This is a genomic window from Sporosarcina saromensis, assembly GCF_033253735.1.
GTDB classification, from domain to species: Bacteria; Bacillota; Bacilli; order Bacillales_A; family Planococcaceae; genus Sporosarcina; species Sporosarcina saromensis.
The window spans coordinates 35,702-62,197 of the sequence record NZ_JAUBDI010000006.1 but is presented as its reverse complement, the minus strand read 5'-3'; the positions used below and the strand labels follow the sequence as shown (position 1 = coordinate 62,197).

General features: G+C 43.5%; 25 protein-coding genes and 1 other annotated feature. Of the genes, 11 read left to right on the top strand and 14 right to left on the bottom strand.

From position 1 onward, the window contains the following. Positions 1 to 54: 54 nt before the first annotated feature. Positions 55 to 1,560 carry an anthranilate synthase component I family protein gene (locus QT711_RS08355; RefSeq protein WP_317943385.1) on the bottom strand — a complete coding sequence of 502 codons (1,506 nt, stop codon included), beginning with the start codon at positions 1,558 to 1,560 and terminating at the stop codon, positions 55 to 57. A gap of 136 nt (positions 1,561 to 1,696) precedes the next feature. Beyond that, positions 1,697 to 1,939 (bottom strand) — a binding site (T-box leader). Positions 1,940 to 2,149: 210 nt separating this feature from the next. Between QT711_RS08355 and rluF the strand changes: the two genes are divergently transcribed. The 4 genes from rluF (at position 2,150) to QT711_RS08335 (ending at position 5,840) form a co-directional block, all read left to right on the top strand. Further along, a complete protein-coding gene (gene rluF / locus QT711_RS08350; protein ID WP_317943383.1) occupies positions 2,150 to 2,854 on the top strand; it encodes a 23S rRNA pseudouridine(2604) synthase RluF in 705 nt (234 codons plus the stop codon). A 485-nt stretch (positions 2,855 to 3,339) separates the two neighbouring features. Then, positions 3,340 to 5,034: a methyl-accepting chemotaxis protein gene (locus QT711_RS08345; RefSeq protein ID WP_317943381.1), complete on the top strand. Its 1,695-nt coding sequence runs from the start codon at positions 3,340 to 3,342 to the stop codon at positions 5,032 to 5,034. Positions 5,035 to 5,275: 241 nt separating this feature from the next. After that, positions 5,276 to 5,539, top strand: a complete 264-nt coding sequence (locus QT711_RS08340; protein WP_317943380.1) for a type II toxin-antitoxin system Phd/YefM family antitoxin — start codon at positions 5,276 to 5,278, stop codon at positions 5,537 to 5,539. Then, positions 5,529 to 5,840, top strand: coding sequence for a type II toxin-antitoxin system RelE/ParE family toxin (locus QT711_RS08335; protein ID WP_317943379.1), 312 nt, complete (start codon positions 5,529 to 5,531; stop codon positions 5,838 to 5,840). Before QT711_RS08340 ends, QT711_RS08335 begins: the two co-directional genes overlap by 11 nt. A gap of 55 nt (positions 5,841 to 5,895) precedes the next feature. On the opposite strand, the gene QT711_RS08330 is transcribed toward QT711_RS08335, so the two are convergent. The 3 genes from QT711_RS08330 to QT711_RS08320 all read right to left on the bottom strand — a co-directional run bounded on the left by QT711_RS08330 (position 5,896) and on the right by QT711_RS08320 (position 8,155). Beyond that, positions 5,896 to 6,621, bottom strand: coding sequence for an amino acid ABC transporter ATP-binding protein (locus tag QT711_RS08330; RefSeq protein WP_317943378.1), 726 nt, complete (start codon positions 6,619 to 6,621; stop codon positions 5,896 to 5,898). Positions 6,622 to 6,636: 15 nt separating this feature from the next. Next, positions 6,637 to 7,269, bottom strand: a complete 633-nt coding sequence (locus tag QT711_RS08325; protein WP_317943544.1) for an amino acid ABC transporter permease — start codon at positions 7,267 to 7,269, stop codon at positions 6,637 to 6,639. Positions 7,270 to 7,339: 70 nt separating this feature from the next. Continuing rightward, the gene (locus QT711_RS08320) at positions 7,340 to 8,155 is read right to left on the bottom strand and encodes a transporter substrate-binding domain-containing protein (protein ID WP_317943377.1); all 816 of its coding nucleotides are present in this window, start codon (positions 8,153 to 8,155) and stop codon (positions 7,340 to 7,342) included. A gap of 210 nt (positions 8,156 to 8,365) precedes the next feature. On the opposite strand from QT711_RS08320, the gene mgtE reads away from it, so the two are divergent. Beyond that, positions 8,366 to 9,724 (top strand): magnesium transporter, encoded by a 1,359-nt coding sequence (gene mgtE / locus QT711_RS08315; protein WP_317943376.1) that lies wholly within the window; start codon positions 8,366 to 8,368, stop codon positions 9,722 to 9,724. Between the two features lie 89 nt (positions 9,725 to 9,813). Here the strand turns inward: mgtE and QT711_RS08310 are convergent, their stop codons facing one another. Both QT711_RS08310 and QT711_RS08305 read right to left on the bottom strand, forming a co-directional pair. Beyond that, positions 9,814 to 11,325 (bottom strand): succinate CoA transferase, encoded by a 1,512-nt coding sequence (locus tag QT711_RS08310; RefSeq protein ID WP_317943375.1) that lies wholly within the window; start codon positions 11,323 to 11,325, stop codon positions 9,814 to 9,816. A gap of 136 nt (positions 11,326 to 11,461) precedes the next feature. Further along, positions 11,462 to 12,100 carry a LytTR family DNA-binding domain-containing protein gene (locus QT711_RS08305; protein ID WP_317943373.1) on the bottom strand — a complete coding sequence of 213 codons (639 nt, stop codon included), beginning with the start codon at positions 12,098 to 12,100 and terminating at the stop codon, positions 11,462 to 11,464. Positions 12,101 to 12,278: 178 nt separating this feature from the next. Here QT711_RS08305 and QT711_RS08300 point away from each other — a divergent pair, with 178 nt between their 5' ends. Then, positions 12,279 to 12,908, top strand: coding sequence for a CBS domain-containing protein (locus tag QT711_RS08300; RefSeq protein ID WP_317943371.1), 630 nt, complete (start codon positions 12,279 to 12,281; stop codon positions 12,906 to 12,908). 78 nt (positions 12,909 to 12,986) lie between these two features. Next, positions 12,987 to 13,217 (top strand): hypothetical protein, encoded by a 231-nt coding sequence (locus QT711_RS08295; RefSeq protein ID WP_317943370.1) that lies wholly within the window; start codon positions 12,987 to 12,989, stop codon positions 13,215 to 13,217. 93 nt (positions 13,218 to 13,310) lie between these two features. On the opposite strand, the gene QT711_RS08290 is transcribed toward QT711_RS08295, so the two are convergent. Beyond that, entirely contained in the window at positions 13,311 to 14,534 is a 1,224-nt protein-coding gene (locus tag QT711_RS08290) for an MFS transporter (RefSeq protein WP_317943543.1), read from the bottom strand. A 504-nt stretch (positions 14,535 to 15,038) separates the two neighbouring features. Between QT711_RS08290 and QT711_RS08285 the strand changes: the two genes are divergently transcribed. Next, positions 15,039 to 16,349 carry a uracil/xanthine transporter gene (locus QT711_RS08285; RefSeq protein ID WP_317943368.1) on the top strand — a complete coding sequence of 437 codons (1,311 nt, stop codon included), beginning with the start codon at positions 15,039 to 15,041 and terminating at the stop codon, positions 16,347 to 16,349. A gap of 13 nt (positions 16,350 to 16,362) precedes the next feature. Beyond that, a complete protein-coding gene (locus QT711_RS08280) occupies positions 16,363 to 18,300 on the top strand; it encodes a translation factor GTPase family protein (RefSeq protein ID WP_317943366.1) in 1,938 nt (645 codons plus the stop codon). 261 nt (positions 18,301 to 18,561) lie between these two features. Here the strand turns inward: QT711_RS08280 and QT711_RS08275 are convergent, their stop codons facing one another. The 3 genes from QT711_RS08275 to QT711_RS08265 all read right to left on the bottom strand — a co-directional run bounded on the left by QT711_RS08275 (position 18,562) and on the right by QT711_RS08265 (position 22,815). Further along, positions 18,562 to 19,170, bottom strand: a complete 609-nt coding sequence (locus tag QT711_RS08275) for a class I SAM-dependent methyltransferase (RefSeq protein ID WP_317943364.1) — start codon at positions 19,168 to 19,170, stop codon at positions 18,562 to 18,564. A gap of 112 nt (positions 19,171 to 19,282) precedes the next feature. Continuing rightward, entirely contained in the window at positions 19,283 to 19,624 is a 342-nt protein-coding gene (locus QT711_RS08270) for a thioredoxin family protein (RefSeq protein ID WP_317943362.1), read from the bottom strand. A 131-nt stretch (positions 19,625 to 19,755) separates the two neighbouring features. After that, positions 19,756 to 22,815, bottom strand: a complete 3,060-nt coding sequence (locus QT711_RS08265) for an efflux RND transporter permease subunit (protein WP_317943361.1) — start codon at positions 22,813 to 22,815, stop codon at positions 19,756 to 19,758. A 158-nt stretch (positions 22,816 to 22,973) separates the two neighbouring features. Between QT711_RS08265 and QT711_RS08260 the strand changes: the two genes are divergently transcribed. Both QT711_RS08260 and QT711_RS08255 read left to right on the top strand, forming a co-directional pair. Next, the gene (locus tag QT711_RS08260) at positions 22,974 to 23,345 is read left to right on the top strand and encodes a VOC family protein (protein WP_317943359.1); all 372 of its coding nucleotides are present in this window, start codon (positions 22,974 to 22,976) and stop codon (positions 23,343 to 23,345) included. 30 nt (positions 23,346 to 23,375) lie between these two features. After that, positions 23,376 to 23,603 (top strand): hypothetical protein, encoded by a 228-nt coding sequence (locus tag QT711_RS08255; protein ID WP_317943358.1) that lies wholly within the window; start codon positions 23,376 to 23,378, stop codon positions 23,601 to 23,603. Positions 23,604 to 23,640: 37 nt separating this feature from the next. Here QT711_RS08255 and QT711_RS08250 read toward each other — a convergent pair whose 3' ends face one another. The 4 genes from QT711_RS08250 to QT711_RS08235 all read right to left on the bottom strand — a co-directional run bounded on the left by QT711_RS08250 (position 23,641) and on the right by QT711_RS08235 (position 26,492). Next, positions 23,641 to 24,834 (bottom strand): MFS transporter, encoded by a 1,194-nt coding sequence (locus tag QT711_RS08250; RefSeq protein ID WP_317943357.1) that lies wholly within the window; start codon positions 24,832 to 24,834, stop codon positions 23,641 to 23,643. A 12-nt stretch (positions 24,835 to 24,846) separates the two neighbouring features. Then, positions 24,847 to 25,266 (bottom strand): MarR family winged helix-turn-helix transcriptional regulator, encoded by a 420-nt coding sequence (locus QT711_RS08245; protein ID WP_317943355.1) that lies wholly within the window; start codon positions 25,264 to 25,266, stop codon positions 24,847 to 24,849. Positions 25,267 to 25,603: 337 nt separating this feature from the next. Continuing rightward, complete coding sequence (locus QT711_RS08240; RefSeq protein WP_317943353.1) at positions 25,604 to 26,005, bottom strand: hypothetical protein; 402 nt, start codon at positions 26,003 to 26,005, stop codon at positions 25,604 to 25,606. A 22-nt stretch (positions 26,006 to 26,027) separates the two neighbouring features. Beyond that, positions 26,028 to 26,492, bottom strand: coding sequence for a hypothetical protein (locus QT711_RS08235; RefSeq protein ID WP_317943352.1), 465 nt, complete (start codon positions 26,490 to 26,492; stop codon positions 26,028 to 26,030). Between the last annotated feature and the right edge of the window lie 4 nt (positions 26,493 to 26,496).

Below are 26,496 nucleotides of genomic sequence, written 5' to 3'. Positions count from 1 at the left end.
TTCGATCAAAGAACTGTCATCGACCTGTTCCTATACGAATTGTGTTCCCTTTGTTCATTTCACTACTTCCAACAGCGAACGGGCTTTATTCACGGTTTCTTTATACTCCAATGAAGGAATTGACGCTTCCACGATACCTGCTCCAGCTTGCACAAACGCTTTCTTGTCTTTGACGAGCATCGTCCGAATTGTCAACGCAAAATCAATATTGCCGTTTAAACCAATGTAGCCGATAGCCCCTCCATAAATGCCACGCGGTTCCTCTTCCAATTGTGAAATAATATTCATCGCAAGCTTTTTCGGCGAACCTGTCACCGTTCCTGCCGGCAATGTCGCCTTCAGGGCATCGAGTGCGTGACGCCCAGGTGCTAATGTGCCCTCCACTTCCGACACGAGGTGCATGACATGTTCATACCGGACCGTTTGCAAGTAGTTGGATACGTCGACACTTGCAGGATCACAAATTGTCTGCAATTCCTTTTCACTGACTGCGACTAACATGTCATGCTCGGACAACTCTTTCGGATCGTTCCGTAACTCCTCTTCAAGTGCAATATCTTCCTCTGTAGTCCGTCCACGCCTCCGGGTCCCTGCAATCGGGTTCGTCACCACTTGATCATTCGTCACCTTCACAAGACTTTCGGGCGATGCGCCGATGACGACATGATCATCAAATTCCATGTAATACATATATGGCGAAGGATTTTGCTTTCGTAACTTACGATAGAGCGCGAATGGATCGCCTTCGATATCTGCTTCCAACTTGCGCGACAATACAACTTGTTCAACCGTTCCCGCAGCGATATACGCTTGCACTTGACGGACGCGATCCTCAAATTGCTGTTGAGACAGGGTGTACCGATAATCCGACACCGAAACCCCTCTTTCTTCCTCTACGTCGCCCGTCGTAATCAATTTCTCGAGCGCTTCTAAATCCGTCTGGCCATATTCAGCATGAATTTCCGTATGCAGCAATGTCACGTCATTTAACAAATGATCAAAGATGATGACCGTGTCGTAAACATTGAAATTTACATCCGGCAACTCCCCACGAACTGCATCCACCTCTTGTGCCGCGCCATACCCGACATAACCAACAGCCCCGCCCGTAAATGGATAGTCACCCTCTTCCGCAATCCGCGGCATCAACCGTTTGAGCATCGTATACAAATCCCCTTCATGCGTATACGTCCTCCCCGTCGCATACACAACCTCCTCTAGCTTCACAGCCGAACCACGATACGCCTTCACCGGATCAACCCCAATAAACGAATACCGCCCCGCCCCCTCATGCTGCGAAGAACTCTCCAACAAAAACCGGCAACGCCCCTTCAACCGCCTAAAAATCAACACCGGCGTCAACGAATCCCCCTCAACCTTCCGCCTCTTTACCCTCAAACTCATCTGCTCCATCCTCATCTCTCCTCTTCTCCTATTTTTGGTGTCAGTCCCCATCACAGCAGGGCTTCGCACTCGAAAACGACTGCTATCGATCATTTCCCAGGTTCTATCAATCATTTCCGGGAGTCTATCGATCACTTTCACAATTCTAATGACCATTTTAGGTCCTTCCACCCACGTTATCGGTGCCAGTCCCCCACACAATTCACACACAATTCCCCAATGCAAACGGGGCGACTCTACCGTTGCTCTAAACGCAAAAAAGTCCTCTGCAATTGGACAGATTAGTCCAATTGCAGAGGACGAAGACCGGAGTCCCGCGTTGCCACCTCAATTTGAAGCCATACGAAAATAAGCTTCCACTCGGCGCGTCTAAAAAAGACGCTTCCCGTAACGCGGGAACAGCGTCCACCTGGAAACAGAAATTTCCAAGCAGCTCTCATAAGTCCATTCACATCGGCCGCGAATCAGTTTGCACCACCCACTGACTCTCTAAATACGCGTATCCGATGCTACTCCTCTTATTCAACAATTTTCTCAGCTATGCTCTTCTCAACTCGGCTCATCTGTTCTTAGGCGGCACCGCTCCCGGCACCTCTACCTATCCCGAACAAAAAAGTTGTATTTATTTTACTATTCACGCAGTCACTTGTCAACCACCCAATAAGATATGCAATGCCCCGACTTTGTATAACCCCTCTGCAAGCGGTACAATATAGAAAATGAATCTTGAAAAAGGTGACAATCTATGCGAATTAATAAATACTTAAGCGAAGCCGGTATCGTGTCAAGACGTGGTGCCGATAAATGGATCGAAGACGGACGTGTGACAATTAATGGTCAACCCGCAGAACTCGGCAGCCGAGTGGAACAGGGAGACACAGTGCATGTGGATGGCAAGCTCGTCAAAACTGAGGAGCAACTTGTCTACATCGCGCTCAACAAACCCGTTGGCATCACAAGCACGACGGAGCGCCATATCGAAGGAAACGTCGTCGATTTTGTGAATCACCCACTTCGCATCTTCCATATCGGCCGTCTCGACAAAGATTCTGACGGACTATTACTTCTCACGAATGACGGCGACATTGTGAATGAAATCTTGCGCGAGGAACACGGTCATGAAAAAGAATATATCGTCACTGTCGACCGTCCACTTACAAAGGAATTCATTCAACAGATGGAAGCTGGCGTAGAAATCTTAGATACCAGAACAAAACCATGCAAAGTAAAACAATTAGGGCCGCGCAAATTTAACATCACACTAACACAAGGCTTAAATCGCCAAATCCGCCGCATGTGCTCGGCTCTCGGCTACAACGTCAGACGCTTGCAACGTACGCGCATTATGAATATTCACTTGGGCAATTTGCCTGTCGGTCAATGGCGTGACTTAACCACTCAAGAACGACAAGAAATGTTCCAAATGCTTGATTATGAACCGAAGCGGTAACGTACGGCTCTACTTACTGTAGAAACTGATTTCCGGGGAAATTGACATTAGCAGGATTGCTTACACGTGATCCACGTATGAAAGCATGTAAAAAATAAGATTTTAAAGGCGCGCATCGTGCAACTCAGTTCTCGAACGTTACTCTTGAATGATTGCAAAGCCCTTTCCCACCTGTGTTGGGAAGGGCTTTTTTGCGTTTATTGTCGCTATTGCTTTATGGAATGAAGTATTTCGCTCTACTAGTGGATTCATCTATGAAAAGAAAGCTATCGTTCGGATAACATGTTTTTAAGGCACGCGTATGTTAATGACGTGCAAAATAAAAACATAAGAGATTCGCATAAACCTCCATCATATAAACCTTTAGTTTCATATCTTTTTCCCCTAAACAGTTGTTTAGTTTTATAATTACGACTATAGACCAATTCTTGCTAACTAGTTCATAAGGTATAATTGCTACTAATCAACTAGAAGAGGTGTGCAACTTGAAGACGTTTATAAGATTAGACAGCATTCGAAAGAAAATCCTATTTGGTTTTGCAGTTTCCATTATTTTCACTGCAATCTATAGCTCTTTCATTTACTATACGAATAAAAAAGTAAATAAAGAGATTGAGCAAATGGTGAACGAGGAATTGCAGCTATTAACCGCATACGATAAAGTATCGGCTTCATTTCCAATACGACTTGGAGCAGTGAGAGGCTATTTATTATCCGGAAGTGCTCCCCTCAAAGGCGTTTTCGAGGACTATACTACTCTTGCAATGGGGTATGAAGAGACGATTCGAAGTATTGATTCAAATGAAGAATTCGAGGCATTGATTAAGCGGACAGAAGCTTGGCGCAACAGCATTAAAACAGATGTCTTTGATGTGTATGACAAAGGAAAAAAACAATTAGCCATACAGAACTCAATTGCACTGAGTAATGAAAGCAAAGAAATACACGCCGGTTTTGAAAAACTTTCGAATGATAGCCATGAAGCAATGAAAAAAAAGAGTGACCAAATCATTTCTGAAGGATCAGCGGCAATACGCAATGGTGTTATTTTTTCCTGTATTGTTACTGTTATTTCCATCCTAATTGCTCTATTCACAGCACGTGTCATTTCAAAACCGATTAACTTCGTCGCTGATCGAATGAATTTAATTGCAAATGGTGACATTAGCCAAGAACTTCTCGTTACCAAGTCAGAAGATGAAGTGGGGCAACTTGTCCAAGCCACGAATGATATGCAAGTAAAAATGCATACAATTCTTAACCGAATTCATGAAGTGTCTAACACCGTGTTGGCACATAGTGAAGAATTGACACAGTCATCTAACGAAGTGAAAGCCGGTTCCAATCAAATTGTGATGACGATGCAAGAGCTCGCTACAGGAACGGAAACACAGGCAACGAGTACGAGTAATCTTGTTTCCATTATGGACACATTTGCAGCGAAAGTGACAGAAACTAACGAGAACGGTACTGCTGTTCAGAAGTATTCTACTGACGTCATCCATATGACAACTGATGGTGCAGAAAAAATGGCTTCATCTGCAACCCAAATGGCGAAAATCAATCAACTCGTTCAAGAATCCGTTCAAAAGGTAGAAGGATTAGATGTCCAATCACAAGAAATCACTAAATTAGTGACCGTCATCAATGACATTGCAGCGCAAACGAACTTGCTAGCATTAAATGCAGCCATCGAGGCAGCAAGAGCTGGTGAACACGGACGTGGATTCGCAGTCGTTGCGGATGAAGTACGGAGTTTAGCGGAGCAAGTCTCCCACTCGGTAACCGACATTTCAAGTATTGTCGATCGCATTCAAGGTGAAACAAGAAGCGTATCGAGCGGACTTGCCGAGGGCTATAAAGAAGTTGAACAAGGGACAGAACAGATTAAGTCGACAGAAGAGACGTTCAATCAAATTCGTGCAGCCGTTTCTGAGATGGACGCCAACATTAAGTCGGTCGGTCACAACTTGAATGAAATCGTCGGAAGCACAACTGTTATTAATACAACCATAGACGAAATCGCTGCGGTTTCTGAAGAATCAGCCGCTGGCGTGGAACAAACTTCCGCTTCTGTTCAACAATCTGCAAGCTCAATGGAAGAAGTAGCAAACAGCTCAGCCCAACTCGCTAAACTATCGGAAGAGCTTAACAGTTTGGTACGTCAATTTAAGTTGTAACGAACTACGATAGCAAAACGTATAAACCGCATGCAAAGAGTGTTTTTCTCACTCGTTTGCATGCGGTTTCCTATTTTTGTAATAATTATGAATACTTCACTGGCGGCGTTATTAATTGAAAAGTAGCCTCCTCTCATGTAATAGGAAGCTGGTTTGTTACTTTTATCACCGAACAATTCATAATGACGTACATATATATGCTATAATTATGTCACAATACCACAAGAAAGGATGGGAACCTATGCCTGAAATCAGACCCATTAAAGACTTACGAAATACAACGGAGATTTCTGAACTATGTCACTCCATTCAAGAACCTGTATTCATTACAAAAAACGGATATGGTGATCTAGTCATCATGAGCATGGATACGTATGAACAACAACTCAATCGGATTGGCGTACATCAAAAACTTTTAGAGGCCGAGATAGAAATTCAAAACGGAGAGCCTCTACAATGCGCGGAAAATGTATTCTCCAAGTTGAGAAATAAGCATGCGCTATGATGTAAAAATCACAAAGAAAGCTACTGCTGATTTAGACGCTATTTATTATTATATCTCCAGTGAACTCGTTGCAAATAAAGCAGCCATTGATTTGCTTAACAGAATTGAAAGTTTAATACTTGGCCTACAAGACTTTCCATATGCGTACAGTCTTGTTAAGGAAGAACTACTTCAACTAAAAGGCTACAGGAAGCTAGTTGTGGGAAGCTATAGCATCTTTTATACTGTTATTGAAAAAGATAAGAGAGTCATTGTGATGCGAATACTTTATTCACGAAGAAACTACAACGAATTTTTATGAATGAAAAGCAGCCTCCCCTCTTTAAATAGGAAGCTGCTTTTGTCATTCTGTTCGTTTACACATTCACCATCTCTAAAAACTGTTTCGTTCGCTCATTTGTGGAACGATTAAAGAACGTATCAGGATCGGCATCTTCAATGATTCGTCCTTCATCGAGCATAATAATCCGGTCAGCGACTTCTTTGGCAAATTTCATCTCATGCGTCACGACGACCATTGTCATGCCTTCGTCTGCAAGGTCTTTCATTACCTGAAGCACTTCCCCGACCAATTCTGGATCGAGTGCGGACGTCGGTTCATCAAATAGAAGTGCCTTTGGCTCCATCGCAAGTGCCCGTGCGATAGCAACACGTTGCTTCTGTCCACCGGATAATTTGCTCGGATAGACATTCGCCTTGTCGGACAGCCCGACTTTTTCCAGCAACTCAAGCGCCAGTTGCTTCGCTTTTGCCTTACTTTCATTTTTAACAATTAACGGCGCTTCCATAATATTCTCAAGTACCGTCTTATGCGGGAACAAATTAAAATGCTGGAATACCATCCCGACTTCTGCACGCACTTTTGACAAATCATCCTTCTTCCTATCAATTGCACGGCCGTCAATCGTTATCGTCCCTGTTTCCGCCACTTCAAGGAAATTCAAGCAGCGGAGCAACGTACTTTTCCCGGAACCGCTGACCCCAACGAGGACGACCACTTCTCCTCGTTGAATGTCCACATCGATTCCCTTCAACACTTCCAATCTATCAAAAGACTTATGCAAATCCGTCGTTTTAATCATCTGAATTCCTCCCCATTACGATCCATCCACATTCAACTTGTTCTCGTACAATCGCAATAGCCATGTGAAAATGAGGACGAGGACAAGATAGTACATACCGACAACAAGGAATGTCTCAAACTGCATGAAATTAGAAGCGGCAGCCCTGTTAGCCCGTCCGAACAGTTCGGAAACCCCGATCAAATACACTAACGACGAATCTTTCAATGTAATGATGAATTGGTTTCCGAGCGGTGGAATTGCGCGACGCAACGCTTGCGGAAAAATGATCCGCCGCATCGCTTGTGTCCGATTCATACCAAGTGCGAGACTTGCTTCACGTTGCCCGCGATCGATGCCTTGAATGGCACCTCTGAAAATCTCGGCAATGTACGCACCATTATGAACCCCTAGCGCAATTGCTCCCGCCCAGAAATTCGACAGAACGACAATTGACGTAATCCCGAAATATAAAAACATGATCTGCACAATCAGCGGCGTACCACGGATTATCGTAATATACAAATTGGCAATCGTCTGCAAGATTTTAGACTTCGAAATCTTCATTAACGCAAAGACGATCCCAAACAGCGTACCCAACACAACCGCAACAGCTGTAATTTCCAACGTAACGAGTACCGCTTTTAAGAAACCTTCATACGTACTCATGAACACATCAGTTAATCTTACAAATATGTCAGGCACTCGGCATTCCCTCTTCCTCTACCAGAATCCACACTCATTCTAACAACTCCGCATCTTCCAAATCGATGTCCAATAGATTGCGATCGAACCACTTTTTCGAGATTTCATCATAAGTACCGTCATCGATAATTTCTTGAAGCGCTTTGTCAATCGCGTCACGGAGCTTTTCGTTATCCTTCTTCACCGCAATCGATGGTTGTTCTACCCACAGCGGATTTCCAACTTCCTTAATCGCAAATCCATTGTCGATTGCCTCAAAACCAACGATATCTGCTGTAATGACTGCATCTAAACGGTTTTCAATCGTCAAATCTTGCAACGCGACAACATCACTTGCGTAGTATTGGATGTCATCGGATAACGTCTTTGCAGGCTCTTCATACGTAGATTGAGAGACAACACCGATCTTCTTTCCCTTCAAATCCTCTGGTGATTTGATATCGTTATTATCTTTCGCGACCCAGATCATGCCACCTGAATAGTAGTAGGGTTCCGTAAATGCCGCTTGTTTGGCACGTTCCTTCGTATAAGCCATCGACCCGATAATCGCGTCGTATTTATTGGCCACGAGTCCTTGAAGAATCGTTTCGAATGGGTTGGTCACCGGATTCGGTTCAAGCCCCATCTTTTCAGCAATTGCTGCCCCGATTTCCATATCAAAACCCGTCAATTCACCATTCTCTTCAAAGTTGAACGGCTTATATACACCACTTGCCGCGTAAGTCAATTTTCCTTTCTTCACAAGCCCGTATTCATTGTCACCTGCAGCATTATTCTTGTCCTCCCCACATGCTGCCAACACGAGCATCGTTGCCATTAGTAAGAATAATAGCGTTTTCAATTTTCCCATCTAACAAACTCCCTTTCCCAGCCGGCTTTCACCCCAACTTTTTTTTGGCTCACTAACTCACTTACCCTGCTTTTTCTTCAATAAACATAATTTTTCTAAAAGAATCTTATTTCGTTTGTATCTAGGAATCTAGGGAATAAGGAGAAAGCAAGTTGTTAATTGTATGTGAAATTCTTGATTTGTATGTAAAAGGCGGTGACTTTTATCCTTATGGAACGTGCAAAAAACGAAGAACAAATTTTACGAGCAATCATCCATACAGTAAAAGAAGGACAACCGGATACGTTAAAAAAAATCATTCAGGAGCTTTCCCCTTATGAACTAGCCATGCATTACAGAGCACTCCCGAAAAAACGCAAGCCCCTGTTTTTAGAATGGTTGCACATCGATGAACTCGTTGCACTGCTTGAAAACTTATCAAAAACTGCGCAACTTGAAGTATTAAAAATCATCGGCCCTTTGCGCGCTACGGAACTGTTGGATGTTATGAAAAGTGATGATGTGGCATTGTTACTAACGGACTTGCCTGAAAAGGAAGTGGAGCGGTTAATCGCTGAAATGCGAGCTGAAGGAAAGAAAGCAATCCGGAAAAAGATGAAGTATCCGAAGAAATCCGCAGGACGGGCAATGATTGACCAATACGTTTGGGTTCACCAGTCCTATTCAGTAGAAAAGACGATTGCCAAGTTGAAGCATTTCAAGAAATACGCTGATTTCTTGAATTATGTCTATGTCATTGATGATCAGAAGCGTTTGATTGGCGTTGCTTCGTACCGCGATTTGCTGTTATGCGATTTGCCCTGTTCGATTGCCGATGTAATGACAACAGATATATATAAAGTCCACGAATTGACGAAACAGAGTGAAGTTGCAAAGATGATCGGCAGCCACGATTTTCTATCTGTCCCCGTCGTCAACGATGAGGGGATTCTTGTCGGTATCATCACTGCTGACGACGTACTTGACATTGTCATGCGCGAAGCAAACGAGGACATTGAAATGCTTTTCGCTTCAGGGAAGGAAATCGACTTCCATACAAAACCGTTCGTCGCAACTTATAAACGATTACCATGGCTTGTGCTACTGCTCTTTATCGGACTTGTTTCCGGCAGTATCATCGCTAAATTCGAAGCGACACTTGAAGCAGTCGTCGCACTTGCCTTTTTCATGCCGATGATTGCAGGAATGACCGGCAATACCGGCACCCAATCACTCGCCGTCGTCGTACGCGGGCTTGTGAAAGAGGAGCTGACTACGAAAAAGACCGTCAAGCTCATACTCCGGGAGCTCCTCGTCGGCATCATGCTCGGTATTATTTGCGGTGCCGTCATTTCCATCATCGCCTACATTTGGCAAGGCAGCTTCACACTCGGACTCGTCGTCGGCGCATCACTTATCGCAACATTAATCATCGGCACACTCGCCGGTACAATCATTCCGTTAATCCTAAACCGATTCAACGTCGACCCGGCCGTCGCATCAGGCCCCCTCATTACGACGATTAATGACATCCTATCCCTACTCATCTATTTCGGCATCGCCACCCTCTTCATCGAAAAACTCATGTAAAAAGGACAGGCACCGACACAATTCCGAATTAGCGGAATTGTGCAGGTGCCTGTCCCCATTTTTCCGGTTTTCCGGAATTCCTTGTATTTTTATCGAGTTTCTACTTTTTGAAGCATTGTGCCGTGTTGTTGGAGGTTTGTGTGCCATGCGAACGCTTTTTCAAGAACGTGTGGCGTGTGGCCGCCTCTCTCCAATGCTTCATGGTAGTAGGCCCATAACTGTTCGCGGTACATCGGGTGTGCACAGTTACCGATGATAAGTCCGACGCGTTCCCTTGGCGCAAGTCCGCGTAAGTCTGCATAGCCATGTTCCGTGACAATTACGTCGACATCATGCTCGGTATGGTCTACGTGTGAGACAAAAGGAACGACACTGGAAATATCACCGTTTTTGGCAACCGATTTCGTGACGAAAATTGCTAGGCGGGCATTTCTGGCAAAGTCACCTGAACCGCCAATCCCGTTCATCATTTTTGTACCCGTGACATGTGTCGAATTGACATTGCCATAAATATCGAGTTCCAATGCTGTATTAATTGAAATTAAACCGAGACGACGAATAATTTCCGGATGGTTGGAAATTTCTTGTGGTCGCATAATTAATTTATCACGATACCGGTCTAAGTTATTGAACACCTTTTCCATTTTCTCCTGCGACAATGTAATCGATGCACAAGACGCGGATCGGATTTTCCCTGCGTCAATTAAGTCAAAAACGGCGTCTTGCAACACTTCCGAATACACTTCGAGGTCTTCGAATTCCGAATTCAATAAACCGTGAAGCACAGCATTCGCTTGCGAGCCGATGCCTGATTGAAGAGGCGCCAAATGATTCGTTAATCTCCCTACTTCCACTTCTGAGCGTAGGAAGGACAGTAAATGCTCGGCCATCACTTCCGTGTCATGATCCGGTTGTGTAATGGTAGAGGCAGAATCTTGTTGGTGCGTAAATACGATCCCCTTTACCTTAGCGACATCGATTGGGATACCAATTGTACCGATACGATCATCCACTTTTGTGAGCGGAATCGGATAACGTTCACCTTGTACGCCCGGGTCGTAAAGGTCATGCACACCTTCCCATTGCGTCGTATGTGCTGTATTTATTTCAATAATAATATTTTTTGCGTGCTTCGCAAACGAGTAAGAGTTCCCGACAGACGTTGAAGGAATGATCATACCATCCTCTGTAACTGAAACCGCTTCCAAAATCGCAAAGTCAATCGAGTCCGTTACACCCGTACGAATCCATTCAGCTGTATGTGATAAATGATGATCGACGAACAGGAGACCGCCGTTATTAATCTCGTTACGCATCGCTTTTTCTGCCTGGAACGGCAATCGCTTATTGATGATGCCAGCTTCCGCGAACAATTTATCGATATCTGAGCCTAATGAAGCGCCAGTAAATACATTCACTTTGAATTTCTCAGTTTCTGCACGTTTCACGAGCGCAATTGGAACCGCTTTCGCGTCGCCCGCACGTGTGAAGCCACTTAGACCTAGCGTCATACCGTCTTTAATCCAAGACGCAGCCTCTTCAGGAGACACGACGACATCTCTTAGCTTTTCAATCCTGATGCGATTCATATCTGTACCCATTCAACAACTACCCCTTTTCATAACTTTTAGATAATCGTATCGCATCCAGCAGCATGAAAGGGGGTTTATTGAATACAACAGAAGATTTTTGATTGGAACGGTTCATGCAATGGTTAAAGCAGAAGATTTTCGATTACTAGAAACCTAATAGCTTTCGAAAGTAGCTCGAGTAGGACTGACTAACTGGAATTTTCGTCCCGTCGTTCATTGATAGCATGAACGTCGAATGCGTATCTGGGTAAATTGCCGAGATATGATTGACATTTACAATGAAAGACCGATGACATCGAATGAACTGCTCATGCGGCAGTACAAACTCGAAGTTTTGTAACGAATTTTTATGGGTACCAGTTATACGATCAGACACAACAACTGTTTTGCGATCTCGGACTTCCATGTATTTCACTTCGGAGAACGGAATCGGTATCCATCCGTCCATTGTTTTTACGGTGACGACTGACTTCCCTTCCGTATATGCAGGGTAAATGGCAACGACACAACCATCGAGTACCCCATCGTCATAAAATGGAACCGCCATGCCGTGATAAGGCACCCCAAATACATCACGGTGAATAAATTCGGATACTTTCTGCCCTTCCGACAACGCTTTGTGCGCAATCGTACCTTCTTTTACGGGATCACCCGGCTTGATTTTCAAATCAATCCGCTTGCTCGGACGGTAATACATATATTCTTTCGTGTTCGACACGACAATTGAAATTTCATCTGCAAACAATTCTCCAACGACATTTAATAGAGAATCTAGATTTAACATAACGAATACTACTCCTTTTTGATGAATAACTACTATCCAAATAAACACATTTTTGTACGTAAACGTTTCTAGAAGAAGTTTTCATGTACTTCTATTAACTTTTCCATTATAATGAAAGTCAATTCAATACAAAATATTATAACAACACTGAAATTCCAGTTAATGAGGGGGAGTTACAATGCACATTCGAGATTTAATCGTAGAAAGATTAGCAGTAGCAACCGTAAAGGCCGATCAAAGCGTAGCTGAAACGCTCGCTAAAATTAACGAAACGGGTTTTCGTTGCATCCCTGCGGTAGATGATGAAGACAACTACAAAGGGATGATTTATAAAGTCGACCTGTTGTCGTACCTGTATGAAGAAAAAGGGGACGACTCCCATTCTATCAACCATTTGCTGAAACACCAAGACATCTATCTTGCCGAAGATGCTTCTTTCTTAAGCGCATTGTTGAAGATTAAAGCATTGCCATTCATTAGCGTTGTGGAGAACGGGAAATTACTCGGCATCATTACACATAACAAGATTGAAAGTGTACTAGAAGATGCGTTTGGATTAAAAACTGGTGGCATCAATATCACCCTCGCGTCAACGGAAGCACGTGGAATGATCCGCAAACTGACAACAACGTTAAAAGATGAAAATATTGAAGGGATGCTGACATTGGATAACGGGTCAGCACTCGCAAGAAGGGTCGTCCTCACGTTAGAAGACGGAAAATCCGATGAAGAGATGAAAAAAATGCGCGACAAACTAGAAAAGAACGGCTTCCGTATTTTGCAAATGCACCGAATTGGTTCTAAGTAATGGAGAAGACTGTTTCCGATTGACTCGGAAGCAGTTTTTTTAGGTTAATATCGTGAATAAAACGCAGGAGAGAATGCAATGCAATTTTATCAGAAACCACGAATCGCCTTTCTCATCAATGACTTAACTGCCGTTGATGAGCACGATCAGGAACGAATTTATTTTTTTGAAAAAGGTTATGTAAAAGTACTTGGTGAATTTGAAAATGAAAAATATAGTGGAGGAAAAGCTTATATCATTTTTAATGATGAGGACGTACTGTCTGTAGCAACAAATGTATTACGTTTTACGGATAAGGAAGTACATTAATAAATTACATATGTGGTTGGGACAAAACCGTTGCTTAAAGCGCTTGAACCAACGAAATTTCGTCCCAACCTATCAAGACTATTAATTTCTACCTTAAACCAGTTGACTCTCTGGTTTAGGTACCATTCGAAGTAATAGTCCACCGATGATGAACAGGATAACGAGACTGAATACCCCGTATGCGGAACTTCCCGTCATTTGTGCTGTAACCCCTACTAATAACGGTCCCATTACAGACGCAAACTTACCAAAAATGTGATAAAACCCGAAGAACTCGTTCGATTTCTCTTTTGGTACGAGTTGTGCAAAATAAGATCGGCTTAGTGCTTGAATACCCCCTTGCGAAGTTGCAACGAGCATAGCGAGAATCCAGAAATCTAGCGTTGTCGATAAGAAAAACGCGTAAATACAAATGGCGATATACACAATAATCCCAACATACAACATCGCTTTTATTGAAAACTTATGTGCCAACTTCCCGTAAATAATGGAAAATGGTGCAGCCACTATTTGCGTCACCAATAAAACAATTAATAAATCTGTCGCCCCAATACCTAAATCTGACCCATATGCAGTGGACATGCTAATAATTGTTCCTACGCCATCAATATAAAAGAAATAAGCGAGGAGGAAAATAAAGACTGTACGATGTTTCCTAATTTCCTTAAATGTATTGCCTAAACGTCTAAAACTCCCTGCAATTATATTCGGTTCACGCTCAATCGCATACACTTGTACTACATTTCTCAACATTGGAATGGTGAATGTAAACCACCATATCCCTGTAATGACAAATGCCAGTTTAGTAGCAATAGCCATCGGAAGAGGGATCACACCTTTTTCCGACAATATAATAATCGCGATACTAATGACGAATGGAATGACACTACCGATGTACCCTAATCCGAATCCACGTGCAGATACTTCATTCATCTTCTCTTCTGATGTAACGTCAACTAAAAAGGCATCATAGAAAATATTTGCCCCATGGAAACCGATAGATGTAATTACATAAATAATTAATAACGGCAACCAGGAACCTTCTGGTACAAAAGCTAGCGACACGGTAGAAGCTGATCCAATAAAGAAAAATGCGAAGAAAAATTTCTTCTTCAATCCTCTGTAATCCGCAATCGTCCCTAAAATCGGCCCAATCATCGCCAAAATGAATGTTGCGATTGCCACCGTATACCCTAAATAAGCAGTGGACATATTCGCCTCAATGCCCGCGTCCGTTGCAACAGATTTAAAGAATATCGGGAATATAGCCGTCGTAATAATGATTGAATACGCAGAGTTCCCCCAGTCGTAAAACATCCAGCTATTTTCCGTTTTCGTATACTTCCTCTTTTTCACTCAACCCACCCCTTTCTCTCTTACTAGTAAGTGTACAATTATTCTCACAGAAACAGTAGTGAAACTTGCAAATTATTACTATTCGTTAACATAGAGGGGTGGGCGTTGTGTTACGGCGCGAGCGTTGCGATGCGACCGCTTTGTGTTGTGTTACGAAACACTTACGTTGTGTTGCGAACCGGTTATGTTGTGATGCGGACCGAGCATTGCGATGCGACTGCTTTATGTTGTGATACGAAACGCTTACGTTGTGTTGCGATCCGGTTATGTTGTGATGCGGACCGAGAATTGCGATACGACCGCTTTATGTTGTGATACAAGACGATTATGTTGTCTTGCAATCCGCTTACGTTGTGTTGCCGCCCACACCCCCTCACCATCACACCGCCATCATCTTCCTTTTCCCTCCATTTTATGTTATAGTTGCGCGTAAATTAGGTTCGTTGGTCGGATGGGGGAGATTGGGTGGAGGCGAAGAAAATGCGGTTGTCGGTGACGATGTTGGCAGGGTTTCAGTGGTTGTTTTTTCTGTTTGCCAATACGGTAGTCATTCCGATATCGGTCGGCGCAGCGTTTGAAATGGATCAGGTTGAAATTGTTTCTGCCATTCAGCGCTCCTTTATTGTGACGGGCGTTGCGTGTATTTTACAAGGCTTCATCGGTCATCGGCTTGCTTTAATGGAAGGGCAATCTGGTTTATGGTGGGGCGTCATTTTAAGTTTAGCGAGTACGGCGAGTGCAATGGGACTTGAGCTGACGGCTGTTGGAGGAAGTATTGCTGTTGGAGCGATGCTTTCCGGAGCGCTCGTTGCGGTTTTCGGGTTGCTCGGCATTGCAGAGATATTGAAAAAGTGGTTCACACCTGCCGTCATGTTCGTCTTTCTCTTACTGTTAGCCAATCAATTAATCTCGATTTTCTTAAAAGGCATGGTTGGACTTAGTACAGGGGACGTCATTGATTTACGCATGACGATCTTTTCATTCACTTTAGCCGCGTTCACGATCCTCGTTCATGTGAAAGGGAACCGTATTTTAAGCAGTATGAATCTACTGATTGGTATGGTGGTCGGTTGGTGCGCCGCCGCGCTGCTGTTCCCTGGAGAAACTGTCGAGGCGATTCACACAACGCCATTCCGCTCTTGGTTTCCGTTGGGAAATCCGACGCTTGAATGGGGCATAGTTATTACGGTGACGGTGACCGGGCTGTTAAATACGACGAATTCAGTCGCTACGTTAAAAGGTGCGGAGGATATCTTTGAGAAGGAGACGACGCGGTTTCAATACCGTTCTTCCTTTTTCATCACAGGTATCTTCACGATAATCGCAGGGATGCTTGGACTCGTACCTTACGCACCATACGCGTCATCGTTAGGGTTTCTGCAATCGACAGGTATTCGTGAGCGGGCACCGTTTTTCATAGGATCGGCATTGTTCGTTTTCCTTGGTCTCATGCCCGACTTGACCGCATTTTTCTCGACAATTCCACCAAGCGTGGGCAATACGGTTTTGTTCGTCGCGTACTTGCAGTTATTCCGCTCAGCTTTGCGTAATGTCGAGGGGCTTTCGTTTGATCCGAAGACAATATACCGAGTTGCATTGCCGAGTTTAGTCGGCTTATCGATTATGATGATGCCAATAGAAGTCTTTTCTGAACTCCCTGAGCTCCTGCAACCGTTGCTCTCCAACGGCTTACTAATGGGCATACTGGCGGTACTCATCCTGGAATTGTTCTATTGGTTCGGCCCGCGAATTCCTCGCTTGGCAATAAAGAAATAAATTGAGGTGCACTATGTACAAAACAATCGGAGTTGTGGCGCACGTCGATGCGGGTAAAACAACATTTTCGGAACAACTTCTTTTTCATACACAAAGCATTCGAAAACGGGGTCGTGTCGATCATCAAGATGCGTTCCTTGATAGTCATGCAATCGAGCGAACTCGTGGCATTACGGTGTTTGCAGACCAAGCGAACTTCTCGTTCAATGGGACGACGTATACCCTTATCGATACGCCAGGGCACGTCGATTTCTCTCCTGAGATGGAACGCGCCATCCAAGTGATGGATTATGCAATTATCATCATTAGTGCAGCAGATGGCGTCGAGGGGCATACGGAAACGGTGTGGCAACTGTTGCAAAAACATCGTGTGCCAACGTTCTTCTTTTTGAATAAAATTGACCGTGAAAGTGTCGATGTAGCCGCAGTTGTGAATGAAATGAAAGGCAGTTTATCTGACAACATTTTCGATGTAGCTGAACTGACAGCAGACGACATGACGGAAACACTCATAGAATTTATTGCGGAACGCGATGAAGCATTGCTTGAACGCTATATGGAAGGTGCATATGATTTTGATGTTTGGCTGGATGCATTGACACGGATGATTCGCGACTGTGAAGTCTTTCCCTATGGATTGGGATCAGCATTGAAGGATATTGGCGTGATGGAGTTTCTCGAACGCTTCGATCGACTTTCAACGACGATGTACGCGAATAACGATGAATTTGCAGCACGTGTCTACAAAATCAGGCATGATGAGAACGGGCATCGGATCACGTTTGTAAAGGTTTTGCAAGGCGAGTTGCGCGTCCGCGATGAAGTGACGTATGGAGATACGGTCGAGAAGGTTACGCAAATTCGCTCTTACAATGGCACGAAATATGACTCGAGAGATTCAGCACAAGCAGGCGAGATTGTTGCGGTGATGGGGATATCCGAAGCAGCTGCAGGAAATCCAATTGGTGCACTGACGGAGAAATCGACGTTCGACTTACTACCAACGTTGAAGGCAAAGGTGATTTTCGATTCTTCAATCCATGTAAAAGAAGTACTTCGTAGCTTTATGATGCTTGATGCAGAGGACCCTTCGCTACATGTGGGTTGGGATGAGCACGTTCAAGAAATCCACGTGCATGTAATGGGCGTCATTCAACTTGAAGTGCTGAAGCAAATTGTCATGGATCGCTTCCAATTCGATGTTTCTTTCGGTGACCCGAAAATCTTGTACAAAGAGACGATCCGTTCAACGGTTACGGGTTACGGGCATTTCGAGCCGTTGAAGCATTACGCAGAAGTCCATCTGAAAATGGAGCCCGGGATGCGAAATAGCGGCATTGCTTTTGTGAATGCTTGTCATGCAAATGATTTATCCATCGGGCATCAGAATTTAGTACGAAGTCATTTGTTTGAACGGCCACATCACGGTTTATTGACCGGCTCGGCGTTAACGGATGTGACATTTACTTTGCTGACAGGTAGAGGTCACCATGAACATACGTCTGGCGGGGATTTTAGAGAAGCGACATTCCGCGCGCTTCGTCAAGGACTCGAAAAGGCCGATAACATTCTGCTTGAGCCGTATTATGATGTGAAGATTAAAGTGGATACGGAGCATATTGGTCGCATCCTTTCAGATATCCAGCAAGCGTCAGGCAGTTTTGAACCGCCTGAGATGATCGGTGCGAAAACCGTCATTACTGGGCGCGTTCCTGTTGCAACGTTCATGAACTACAGCACGACGTTCGCCTCCTTCACAAACGGAAAAGGCGCGTTGACGCTACAATTTGGCGGGTATGACGAGTGTCATAATACGGAAGAAGTCATTGAAGCGATCGGGTATAACAAAGACGCCGATCCTGAATATACGTCAACCTCAATTTTTTGCGCGAAAGGCAAAGGCTACCCTGTGCCGTGGGATGAGGCAGAAGCAGCAATGCACTTGTTGTAAAAAGGAAGTCTCCTCGGAGGCTTCTTTTTTTAGGTGAGAACGCGGAGAGTGTGTGTCGGTCTAAAGCGCTAAAATGGTTGATAGAATTGTGAAAGTGATTGATAGAACTCGTGAAATGATCGATAGATGCGAGAAAGTGATTGATAGAAGTACAAAAATGAAAGAGTGCTTCGTTTGGGGCGATCGGGTGTGGGCGCGGGACGTAACGCTTTTGGCACGAGAAGAACTGCTTCGAGCCCGGAGCGAACCGCTATACGCGATTCATTCTCCTAACCGATAGATTAAAAAGCGTTCGTTTTCGTTCTTCTCATACAGTTGACGGACGCGTACTTCCTTCCATAACGTAAACGGGGTTTGGTGTTCAATGAACTGGACGTATTCGCTTGTCGGGTAATACAGAATGACATCGACGCCTCGTTCATTCCGCTCAGCTGACAGCAGAATATTTCCGATTACTTTCATAAAGATTTGAATGGAAAATGGATTGAAAAAGTAGAAGCGATTTTCAGTCGCACTTATGTCATAGGCTTCTGCGTAGCAGCGTTCAAAACGGATTGAACCGCCACTTCGTTTGTTTTTTCGTCGATAGTGGACGAGGTTTTCAATAGCATCCTGGTACAGTTGGCCATTCATCTCGATGCCGGTTACGGATGCTTGAAAGTGATGATGGACGTAAAAGGAAACTATTGCTTTTCCACAGCCAAAATCGACAAATCCGTCTGTCGATTGTATTGTATACTCGGTAAAGAGTTCGTCTAAAGCTTCATAGGGCGTTGCTTCATAGCGATTATAATGAGGGGATTGGTTCAATAACTCCAATGTACCTGCTGTTTTTATGCGGAGTAAATTGTCGCATGTTTTCTCTGTCACCGGTATTCCTCCGTTCTGTTGTTGCTCTATTGTACGTGAGTAGATGTGCGAAAAACAAGCATAAAAAAACACGGTTTTCCCAATGTGAACAAGGAAAACCGTGTGGATTGTCTTACAGAACTTCTGCCAAGAAATCAAGGAAGTCTTGACGATTCAAATAACCGATATAGGTTTTAACGACTTCCCCTTTATTGAACAAATATAAAGAAGGAAAAGCACTAATATCGTATTTAATTTGCACTGGATTTGATTTCGCTTCGTAGTCTTCGTATGTTACCCAATGTTTTACGAACTTTATTTTACCTTCTAATTCCTCAGCAACGTCTTCAAGAACTGGTTCGAATGCTTGGCATGGACCGCACTCATCTGTGAAGAAATCGACGAATACTGGTAGTTCACATTCTAACACTTCTTTTTGGAAATCATCTTTAGTAACTGTTTGTACGAATGACATTTCGTTTTCCCCCTTAAAGTAGAGCTTGCTAACGTAGAGGCATCCCTAACTATTCGGAATTCTCTAGTCTCACTTTATCTTGATTGATTGCAATCAACAAGAGGTTGCGTCAAAGGCGTCCTTTTTCATGATTATTTTGAACCGGACATTTCAAGTTTCGGCTTTCGAATTGCCACACGCCTTCTTGCTTTTAACGATTCACGTACTTTATCCGATTTTGAGAACAAACGATAGACAGCCGGTATCAGCAATAGCGTGATGAACGTTGCAAACAGCAAACCGGAAATCAACACGGTTGCCAAAGGTGCTTGATAATTCCCGGAGACTCCAGAAGCCAATGCTAACGGCAACATCCCACCGACCGTCGTAAGTGTTGTCATGAAAATCGGTCGGATTCTATGTCTCCCCGCCTCTACGAGCGCTTCTTCTAGACGCATCCCTTCGCTGCGTAATTGGTTCGTTCGGTCAATCAATAGAATTGCGTTGTTCAAGACGATACCGATGAGCATAATGATTCCCATGCCAGACAACAGATTCAGTTCCATTTGTGTAATATACAAACCAACAATCACTCCGATAATCGCCATCGGAATAACGGACATAACGAGTATTGGGTGGCCAAGATGGTTGAATTGAACCGCCATGACAAAATAGACGAGGAACAAGGCAATCGCTAGCACAAAAATCATTTCCAGTAGTAATTGTTGTTGTTGTTCAATATCGCCGGCCACGTCGATTGCATATCCTGTCGGCACAGTAAATTCGTCAATGATTTTTTGCACGTCTCGATTGATAGCTCCCAAATCACGACCTTCCATGTCTGCAGAAACGACGACATATCGCTCGCCCGCGTCATGCGTGATGACATTTGGTGTTTGAACTGTTTCTAATTGAATGAATGTAGACAACGCTTTGTCTACATTGGGTGTCGGAATCATCGCATTCAGCAGGGTTTCTTCTGTATCCGTTATGGCCGCCCAACTAACCGTAAGAGGAACCGTCTTGCCTTGAATCACAACATCTCCAACCGGCCTATTCATAAATGTTTCTTCAACGAAATGCTTTACGGAAGCTTGCGTCAATCCTGCCTCGTCCATTGCCTGTTGGTTTACGACAATCTGTTTTTGCTCAGTCGTTCGTTCCATCGAATTGGTTACACCTACTACACCATCGACTGTCTTCAGTTTGTTCGCAAACTCCTTGCTCAGTGAACGCAACTCATCAAAATCTTCCCCTTTAATGAGCACTTGTACAGGAGAACCACTAGCACCATCCGTCATACTTTGTACCGATTTAATCGGTTTCGTCTGTTGTAGTTCGCGTAACGACCTCATAATTTCTTCATTTACAACTTTTTGTTCTTGCTGAATGGCGTTCCCTTTCGTCATGTTGATAATCGCTACTAAGTAGCTGCCACTATCCAGTACATAATTGGACTCCACATCTTTAATACGAGCGAGCTTGTCATTCATTAATATAGAAAGTTGTTCTTTCTCGTGTGCATCAACACCTTGTTCAAGTTCGACAAGGACTTCACTATACCGATTGAACATATCCGGCATAACGGACATCGGTATTTTATTCACCAAAAACAAGGAACCGACGAATAGGGCGATAAATAAGACGATAACGGATGCACTTCGTCGACGCTTCTGAACGATCCATGCAATCATCGCACTATAACGAGAAACAACTTTTCCTCTTTTCTTCGGGTCCACCGTTTTTCGATAACGTAAAAATTTCTCAGATAATGCTGGAATTAATGTAAAGCCAATAACAACTGAGCTCATTAATGTAATGGCAACGACAATGGATAAAATAATCATGAATTGACCAAGGTCCCCACCGATAAAACCGATTGGTAAGAACACAACAATGGTCGTTAGCATGGAAGCAATTACAGCGCCCGCTACTTCTTTTGTTCCAACGAGAGCAGCATCCAAAGGATTAAGTCCTAATTCCCTTTGCCGGTAGATTGATTCCAAGATGACAATTGAAGAGTCAACCATCATCCCAATGCCAAGGCCGAGCCCGATGAGGGTTAATAAATTCAGACTATATCCTAAACCATATACGGTTAAAAATGTGAGCAGCACTGACGTTGGAATTGCTACACCAATGATCAACGTCGCTCGCACATTGCGAAGGAATAACAGTAAGATGGCGATTGCTACGATACTACCGATAAGAATGTTCCCAGTTACGCCGTTAATGGATTCTTCCACAAAGTCTGCCTGTGCGACCATTTCATTCAACGTGAACCCATCGATTAGTCCTTCATCTCTCATTTGTTGGATTTCTGCTCGGACTGCATTCGCCATATCGATTTGATTAACACGATTGGCACGCCCTACTTGCACAAACACTAAATCTTTCGTCCCGTTTTTCCAAACAAACGCAGAGCTTTCCATTGGAGCAAGTGAAACAGTGGCGATTTCCTCTAACGGGACAGATCCACTAGCTGTAGGAATTTCAATTTGCTTTACAGATTGCAAATCTTCCAATTTCGTCGTCCATCGCAATATGGATGTTGCTTGCCCATTGTGCAACTCCCCGATTGTCGTTTCGGAATTCGCTTGCGCAATGAAACCCATTACTTGTGTGCTGTCTAAACCGTTCTTTACAAGTTCATCACGTTTTAACTTAACGGTCACTTCTTGTTCCAGCACACCTGACAAATGAACATCTCGAACTTCTTTCAACGCTTCTAGCCTCGGTTCAAGTACTTCCTTTGCAAAGGTGGTCATCTCTTCTATGTCACCGCCGGAAATATCCATGTAAAATTCATATCCTTGCCGCACACCGTATTGACCGGACACGACTTCACGAATCGCTGGATGTTGTGTCTGTATCGAATTTGCAGCACGTTCAATTTCCTTGAATAATTCTTCTCCACGGCCCCGTGCGACGATTACATCGACAGCACTACTCCCGATCGTCGTAGTTGACTTCACCTCTTCAACGCCATCGATTGCTTGAAGCTTTTGTTCTAACGGCGTTGTGATGAAACGTTCCACATCAATAGCCGCCATATCCCCTGCGTCGACGGATACATATGCACCGTCCATACCAACTGATGGCATAAGCTCCTTGTCTAACTTGATGACAGCGAAACACCCCAATGCAACAATCAACACTGTCAGTAAACCGATTAACACCTTTTTCTTAATAATAAATTCTATACCTTTCACGACTACACCCCTTTCACACTACCATTAGCATAGCAACGATTCCCATTATGTATAACAATCCCCAGCCGCATTTTATCTCAGCCTTGCGATGTAGTTAGGAGAATTTAAAGGAAAGTGATATACTTTGATTAATCTGAAATATGTTGGAGGGATAGGAATTGGGGAACATTACAAAAATCGGACAAGTCAGTGTACCTGTAAAAGATCTTGAACGCTCGGTCAATTTTTACAAGGAGCTACTAGGGCTGGAGCTTTTATTCCAAACCGACTCGATGGCTTTTTTCGATTGCAATGGCTTGCGCTTGTTAGTAAGTTTGCCAGAGAAAGAAGACTTTGCTCACGCCAGTTCGGTGTTTTATTTTCACGTGGAACATATTAAAGAAGCCTATGAATTCTTCAAAGCGAAAGGTGTCGTCTTTATCGATGAGCCACATATGGTCGCTAAAATGGGCCAAACCGAGACGTGGATGGTGTTTTTTGAAGATACGGAAGGCAATACGCATGCATTAATGAGCGAAGTACAAGTTTGATAGAGGAATACATGATTAGGAGGTGTTCGCATGGGCAGATGTACGATTGATCATTCGGTGGAAGACGTAGTGCGCAAATTAAACGAACAGCAGGCTTTCATTCCAAAAAAGATCTATGAAGACGGGATGCGCTTTCTAGACGGAACAGTCGAACAAGACACGCTCAATGAGGTATTTCACTTGCTGAAGAAATATGATTTAGTGGAAGCGGATGAGCGTGAACGTAGAAATGAAGAACTACGGAAAATCGTTAGGTAAGTAAAAAAGTGGAGAAAGGCACACCCTCTCCACTTCCTTATACAGTTTCAGGCAACGCGTTTTTTCGTCCTACTAACAAAGCGAATGCAATGAACGCGACTACGACAACACCCATTAGTAACAAATACATATAGCTGTAACCCATTGTTGTGGCGATATTCCCTAAAAAGTACGGGCCGAATCCAAATCCAAAATCTAGGAAAATATAAAATGTTGACGTTGCCACACCAATTCGTTCTACTGGAATTCCTTTTAGTGCAATTGCCTGTGCACATGATTGAAAGTTCCCGAAACCAAGTCCAATTAACGCACCCGCCACAAGTAACATGACACCACTATGGACCCCACTTAATACAAACATCCCGACAGCAAAAATGAGTAAAGCTGGATACACAATGACGTTCGCACCTTTTTCATCCAATAAACGACCTGAAAACGGTCTTGATAACAAGACGACAACTGCATATACAAGGAAGAAGAAACTTGCCGCTTTCACAACATGCACTTCAATCGCGTAAAACGAAAGGAACGACAGGACACCTGAATACGCAATCCCTGCAAGCAATGTAATGAACGCAATCGGTAAAGCTTTCACTTCGATGTAATTTGATACAGTAAAGCTTCTTTTTATAGTGTCTTCCACAACAGGTTCAACTACTTTTTCATTGCCATTTACAAAGAAAAACAGGATTAATCCAACGATTGCTAAAGCAAGGCAAAGCATGAAAAGAATCGTAAACTCAAAATGTTGGCTCATATAAATGCCAAGAAACGGTCCGACTGCTGTCGCTAAAACCGTACTCATACTGAAATAACCAATTCCTTCTCCTCTTCGGGATTGTGGAATAATTTGCGCCACCATCGTACCCGTAGCCGTCGACGCAATGCCAAGTCCCATCCCGTGAAAAAGACGATTTGCAAGCAATAATGGCATCGTCCCTGCCGCAAAATAAAAAGCCGTCGCAAAGGAAGACACGACAAGGCCGATGAATAGAATCTTCTTACTTCCGACTTTCCCAATAATACGCCCCGTTGCAATCCGCGCAATCAACGTCCCGATGATGAAAATCCCTGATACAAGACCCGCCATACTTGTGGAAGCCCCATATTCATTCACTGCAAACGGCGCAATGGTCACAATGAGCAAGTACATCACGAGCATTAAAAAGAAATTGATAACCGATATGAAAATAAAGTCCTTCGTCCATAAATTTTGCTGTTGTTCATCCATATGTCCACCCTCTTATTTTGATAAATTTTCATACACACGTTCCATGAGACGAATCGCAGTTTGCAAATCCTCTATCGATGCACCTTGCAACAAATTCTCATACAACCGATTTAATTGTTCTGTAACTTTCAAAAAAATAGCTTCACCAGAATCCGTCAAACGAATCCACTTCTCACGCTTGTCCTTCCCTGGCGTCACTTCTATATAGTCCAACTCAGCCAACCGTTGTAAGATTTTTGTAATGCTCGGCTTCTCCACTCGCTGCCGAATCGCAATTTCAGCTGGCGTCATCGCCCCTTCACTTTTAAGCAACTTCATAATCGTCCATTGTGAATGCGACAAACCAAATTGCCCAAGTTCAGCGTTAAGCTCATTCAAAAGCGGACGATAGATTTTGGCATACTGGCTAATGAATTCTTGGTGGATCGTCATTGTGATGACCTCTTTCTTTTTAGTTAGTTAGGTTAATTAACTAATTTAAGTTTAGAACGTTTCCTATTTTTTGTCAAGGGACAAGGTTTTAGTTTTACTACGCAACTTTATTTCTGCCTATGACGCAGGTAAAAGGTCACTTTTGGGTGATATCTTTTGTTATACGATTGATAACTTCGTGTATTCAATCGATAACTCGAGCTATTCAATCGAATACGTTGTGAACTCAATCGATAACTCCTACCTTCGCAGAAAATTTCAGTTGCAAACGACAGCTAAAAACCCGCGTCAGTCCACTTCTCGACTGGCGCGGATTTTTTGATTAATAAACAGCTCTCTAAGTGGTGCTTAGATTCCTTTTTCTTCTCATAAGCACAACCCCTAAAGCTGTCGGAACGATAAAAACAACAAAGAAACTCCATTCTATTAACACGTCTATATATTCAGCATCAACAGTATAATAAGTCCTTATGACACTTACCAAAAACAGTAACATAATAGTTCCTATTGTCAACGTGACGGGTTTAATAGAGTTCTTCGAGAAAACAATCATGGACAATAGCATAAGGGTCGTCAAAACAAGTAACACGATATAGAATTTTGCTTCTCCCTCACTATAGGCAATTGGAATATCTGCTGTAATAAGCAGCCGGAAAAACACCGTGAACATGAAAAGAAAAATAGCGAACCACGTACTAATTACAAACAATACGATATTCCCTATACTTGTCTTCATCATACCATGCACCCCTTACATGACGTCATCGTTCACTAAACAATTCCTTATACGCTAGCGCCTTTAACGCAAGCATTTCTTCTTCGGTGAGTTTGCTTTCGATTTTATTAAAAAGTGCCTGCTGTTCTTCGGGTGTCATGCCTTGCCTTGCTTGAATTTGGATGTCGTTAATTTCACTGAGGTCAAACTTTTTCAGCAAAACGCGGGTCGCTTCCTCTTTTGTCTGGAAAGGAAGTTTCGTTGGATCTGCGTTTTTCCCTTCTTCAATGAATGCGCGTAACTGAGGATCATTTTGGATTTCACGTTTGATGTTTTCCAGTTCACCGCTGGCATCTAGTTCCGCTGCCACTTGGCCCATCACTTCGTCAGCAATAAATTTCGTGCCAAAATGATAGACTGCAAATCCAATTGCGACAACGATGACAACTGCGCCAAACAACACTTTTAACGCTTTCATTTCAATCACTCCTTCCCTGTCAGTTTCATCCATTAAA

Excerpts from the sequence above, each read along its gene's own strand:
- QT711_RS08355 (WP_317943385.1), bottom strand. The coding sequence starts at position 1,560 with ATGGTCATTAGAATTGTGAAAGTGATCGATAGACTCCCGGAAATGATT.
- rluF (WP_317943383.1), top strand. The coding sequence starts at position 2,150 with ATGCGAATTAATAAATACTTAAGCGAAGCCGGTATCGTGTCAAGACGT.
- QT711_RS08340 (WP_317943380.1), top strand. The coding sequence starts at position 5,276 with ATGCCTGAAATCAGACCCATTAAAGACTTACGAAATACAACGGAGATT.
- QT711_RS08335 (WP_317943379.1), top strand. The coding sequence starts at position 5,529 with ATGCGCTATGATGTAAAAATCACAAAGAAAGCTACTGCTGATTTAGAC.
- QT711_RS08330 (WP_317943378.1), bottom strand. The coding sequence starts at position 6,621 with ATGATTAAAACGACGGATTTGCATAAGTCTTTTGATAGATTGGAAGTG.
- QT711_RS08325 (WP_317943544.1), bottom strand. The coding sequence starts at position 7,269 with ATGAGTACGTATGAAGGTTTCTTAAAAGCGGTACTCGTTACGTTGGAA.
- QT711_RS08320 (WP_317943377.1), bottom strand. The coding sequence starts at position 8,155 with ATGGGAAAATTGAAAACGCTATTATTCTTACTAATGGCAACGATGCTC.
- mgtE (WP_317943376.1), top strand. The coding sequence starts at position 8,366 with ATGGAACGTGCAAAAAACGAAGAACAAATTTTACGAGCAATCATCCAT.
- QT711_RS08310 (WP_317943375.1), bottom strand. The coding sequence starts at position 11,325 with ATGGGTACAGATATGAATCGCATCAGGATTGAAAAGCTAAGAGATGTC.
- QT711_RS08305 (WP_317943373.1), bottom strand. The coding sequence starts at position 12,100 with ATGTTAAATCTAGATTCTCTATTAAATGTCGTTGGAGAATTGTTTGCA.
- QT711_RS08300 (WP_317943371.1), top strand. The coding sequence starts at position 12,279 with ATGCACATTCGAGATTTAATCGTAGAAAGATTAGCAGTAGCAACCGTA.
- QT711_RS08295 (WP_317943370.1), top strand. The coding sequence starts at position 12,987 with ATGCAATTTTATCAGAAACCACGAATCGCCTTTCTCATCAATGACTTA.
- QT711_RS08290 (WP_317943543.1), bottom strand. The coding sequence starts at position 14,534 with ATGTTTTACGACTGGGGGAACTCTGCGTATTCAATCATTATTACGACG.
- QT711_RS08280 (WP_317943366.1), top strand. The coding sequence starts at position 16,363 with ATGTACAAAACAATCGGAGTTGTGGCGCACGTCGATGCGGGTAAAACA.
- QT711_RS08270 (WP_317943362.1), bottom strand. The coding sequence starts at position 19,624 with ATGTCATTCGTACAAACAGTTACTAAAGATGATTTCCAAAAAGAAGTG.
- QT711_RS08255 (WP_317943358.1), top strand. The coding sequence starts at position 23,376 with ATGGGCAGATGTACGATTGATCATTCGGTGGAAGACGTAGTGCGCAAA.
- QT711_RS08250 (WP_317943357.1), bottom strand. The coding sequence starts at position 24,834 with ATGGATGAACAACAGCAAAATTTATGGACGAAGGACTTTATTTTCATA.
- QT711_RS08245 (WP_317943355.1), bottom strand. The coding sequence starts at position 25,266 with ATGACGATCCACCAAGAATTCATTAGCCAGTATGCCAAAATCTATCGT.
- QT711_RS08240 (WP_317943353.1), bottom strand. The coding sequence starts at position 26,005 with ATGATGAAGACAAGTATAGGGAATATCGTATTGTTTGTAATTAGTACG.
- QT711_RS08235 (WP_317943352.1), bottom strand. The coding sequence starts at position 26,492 with ATGGATGAAACTGACAGGGAAGGAGTGATTGAAATGAAAGCGTTAAAA.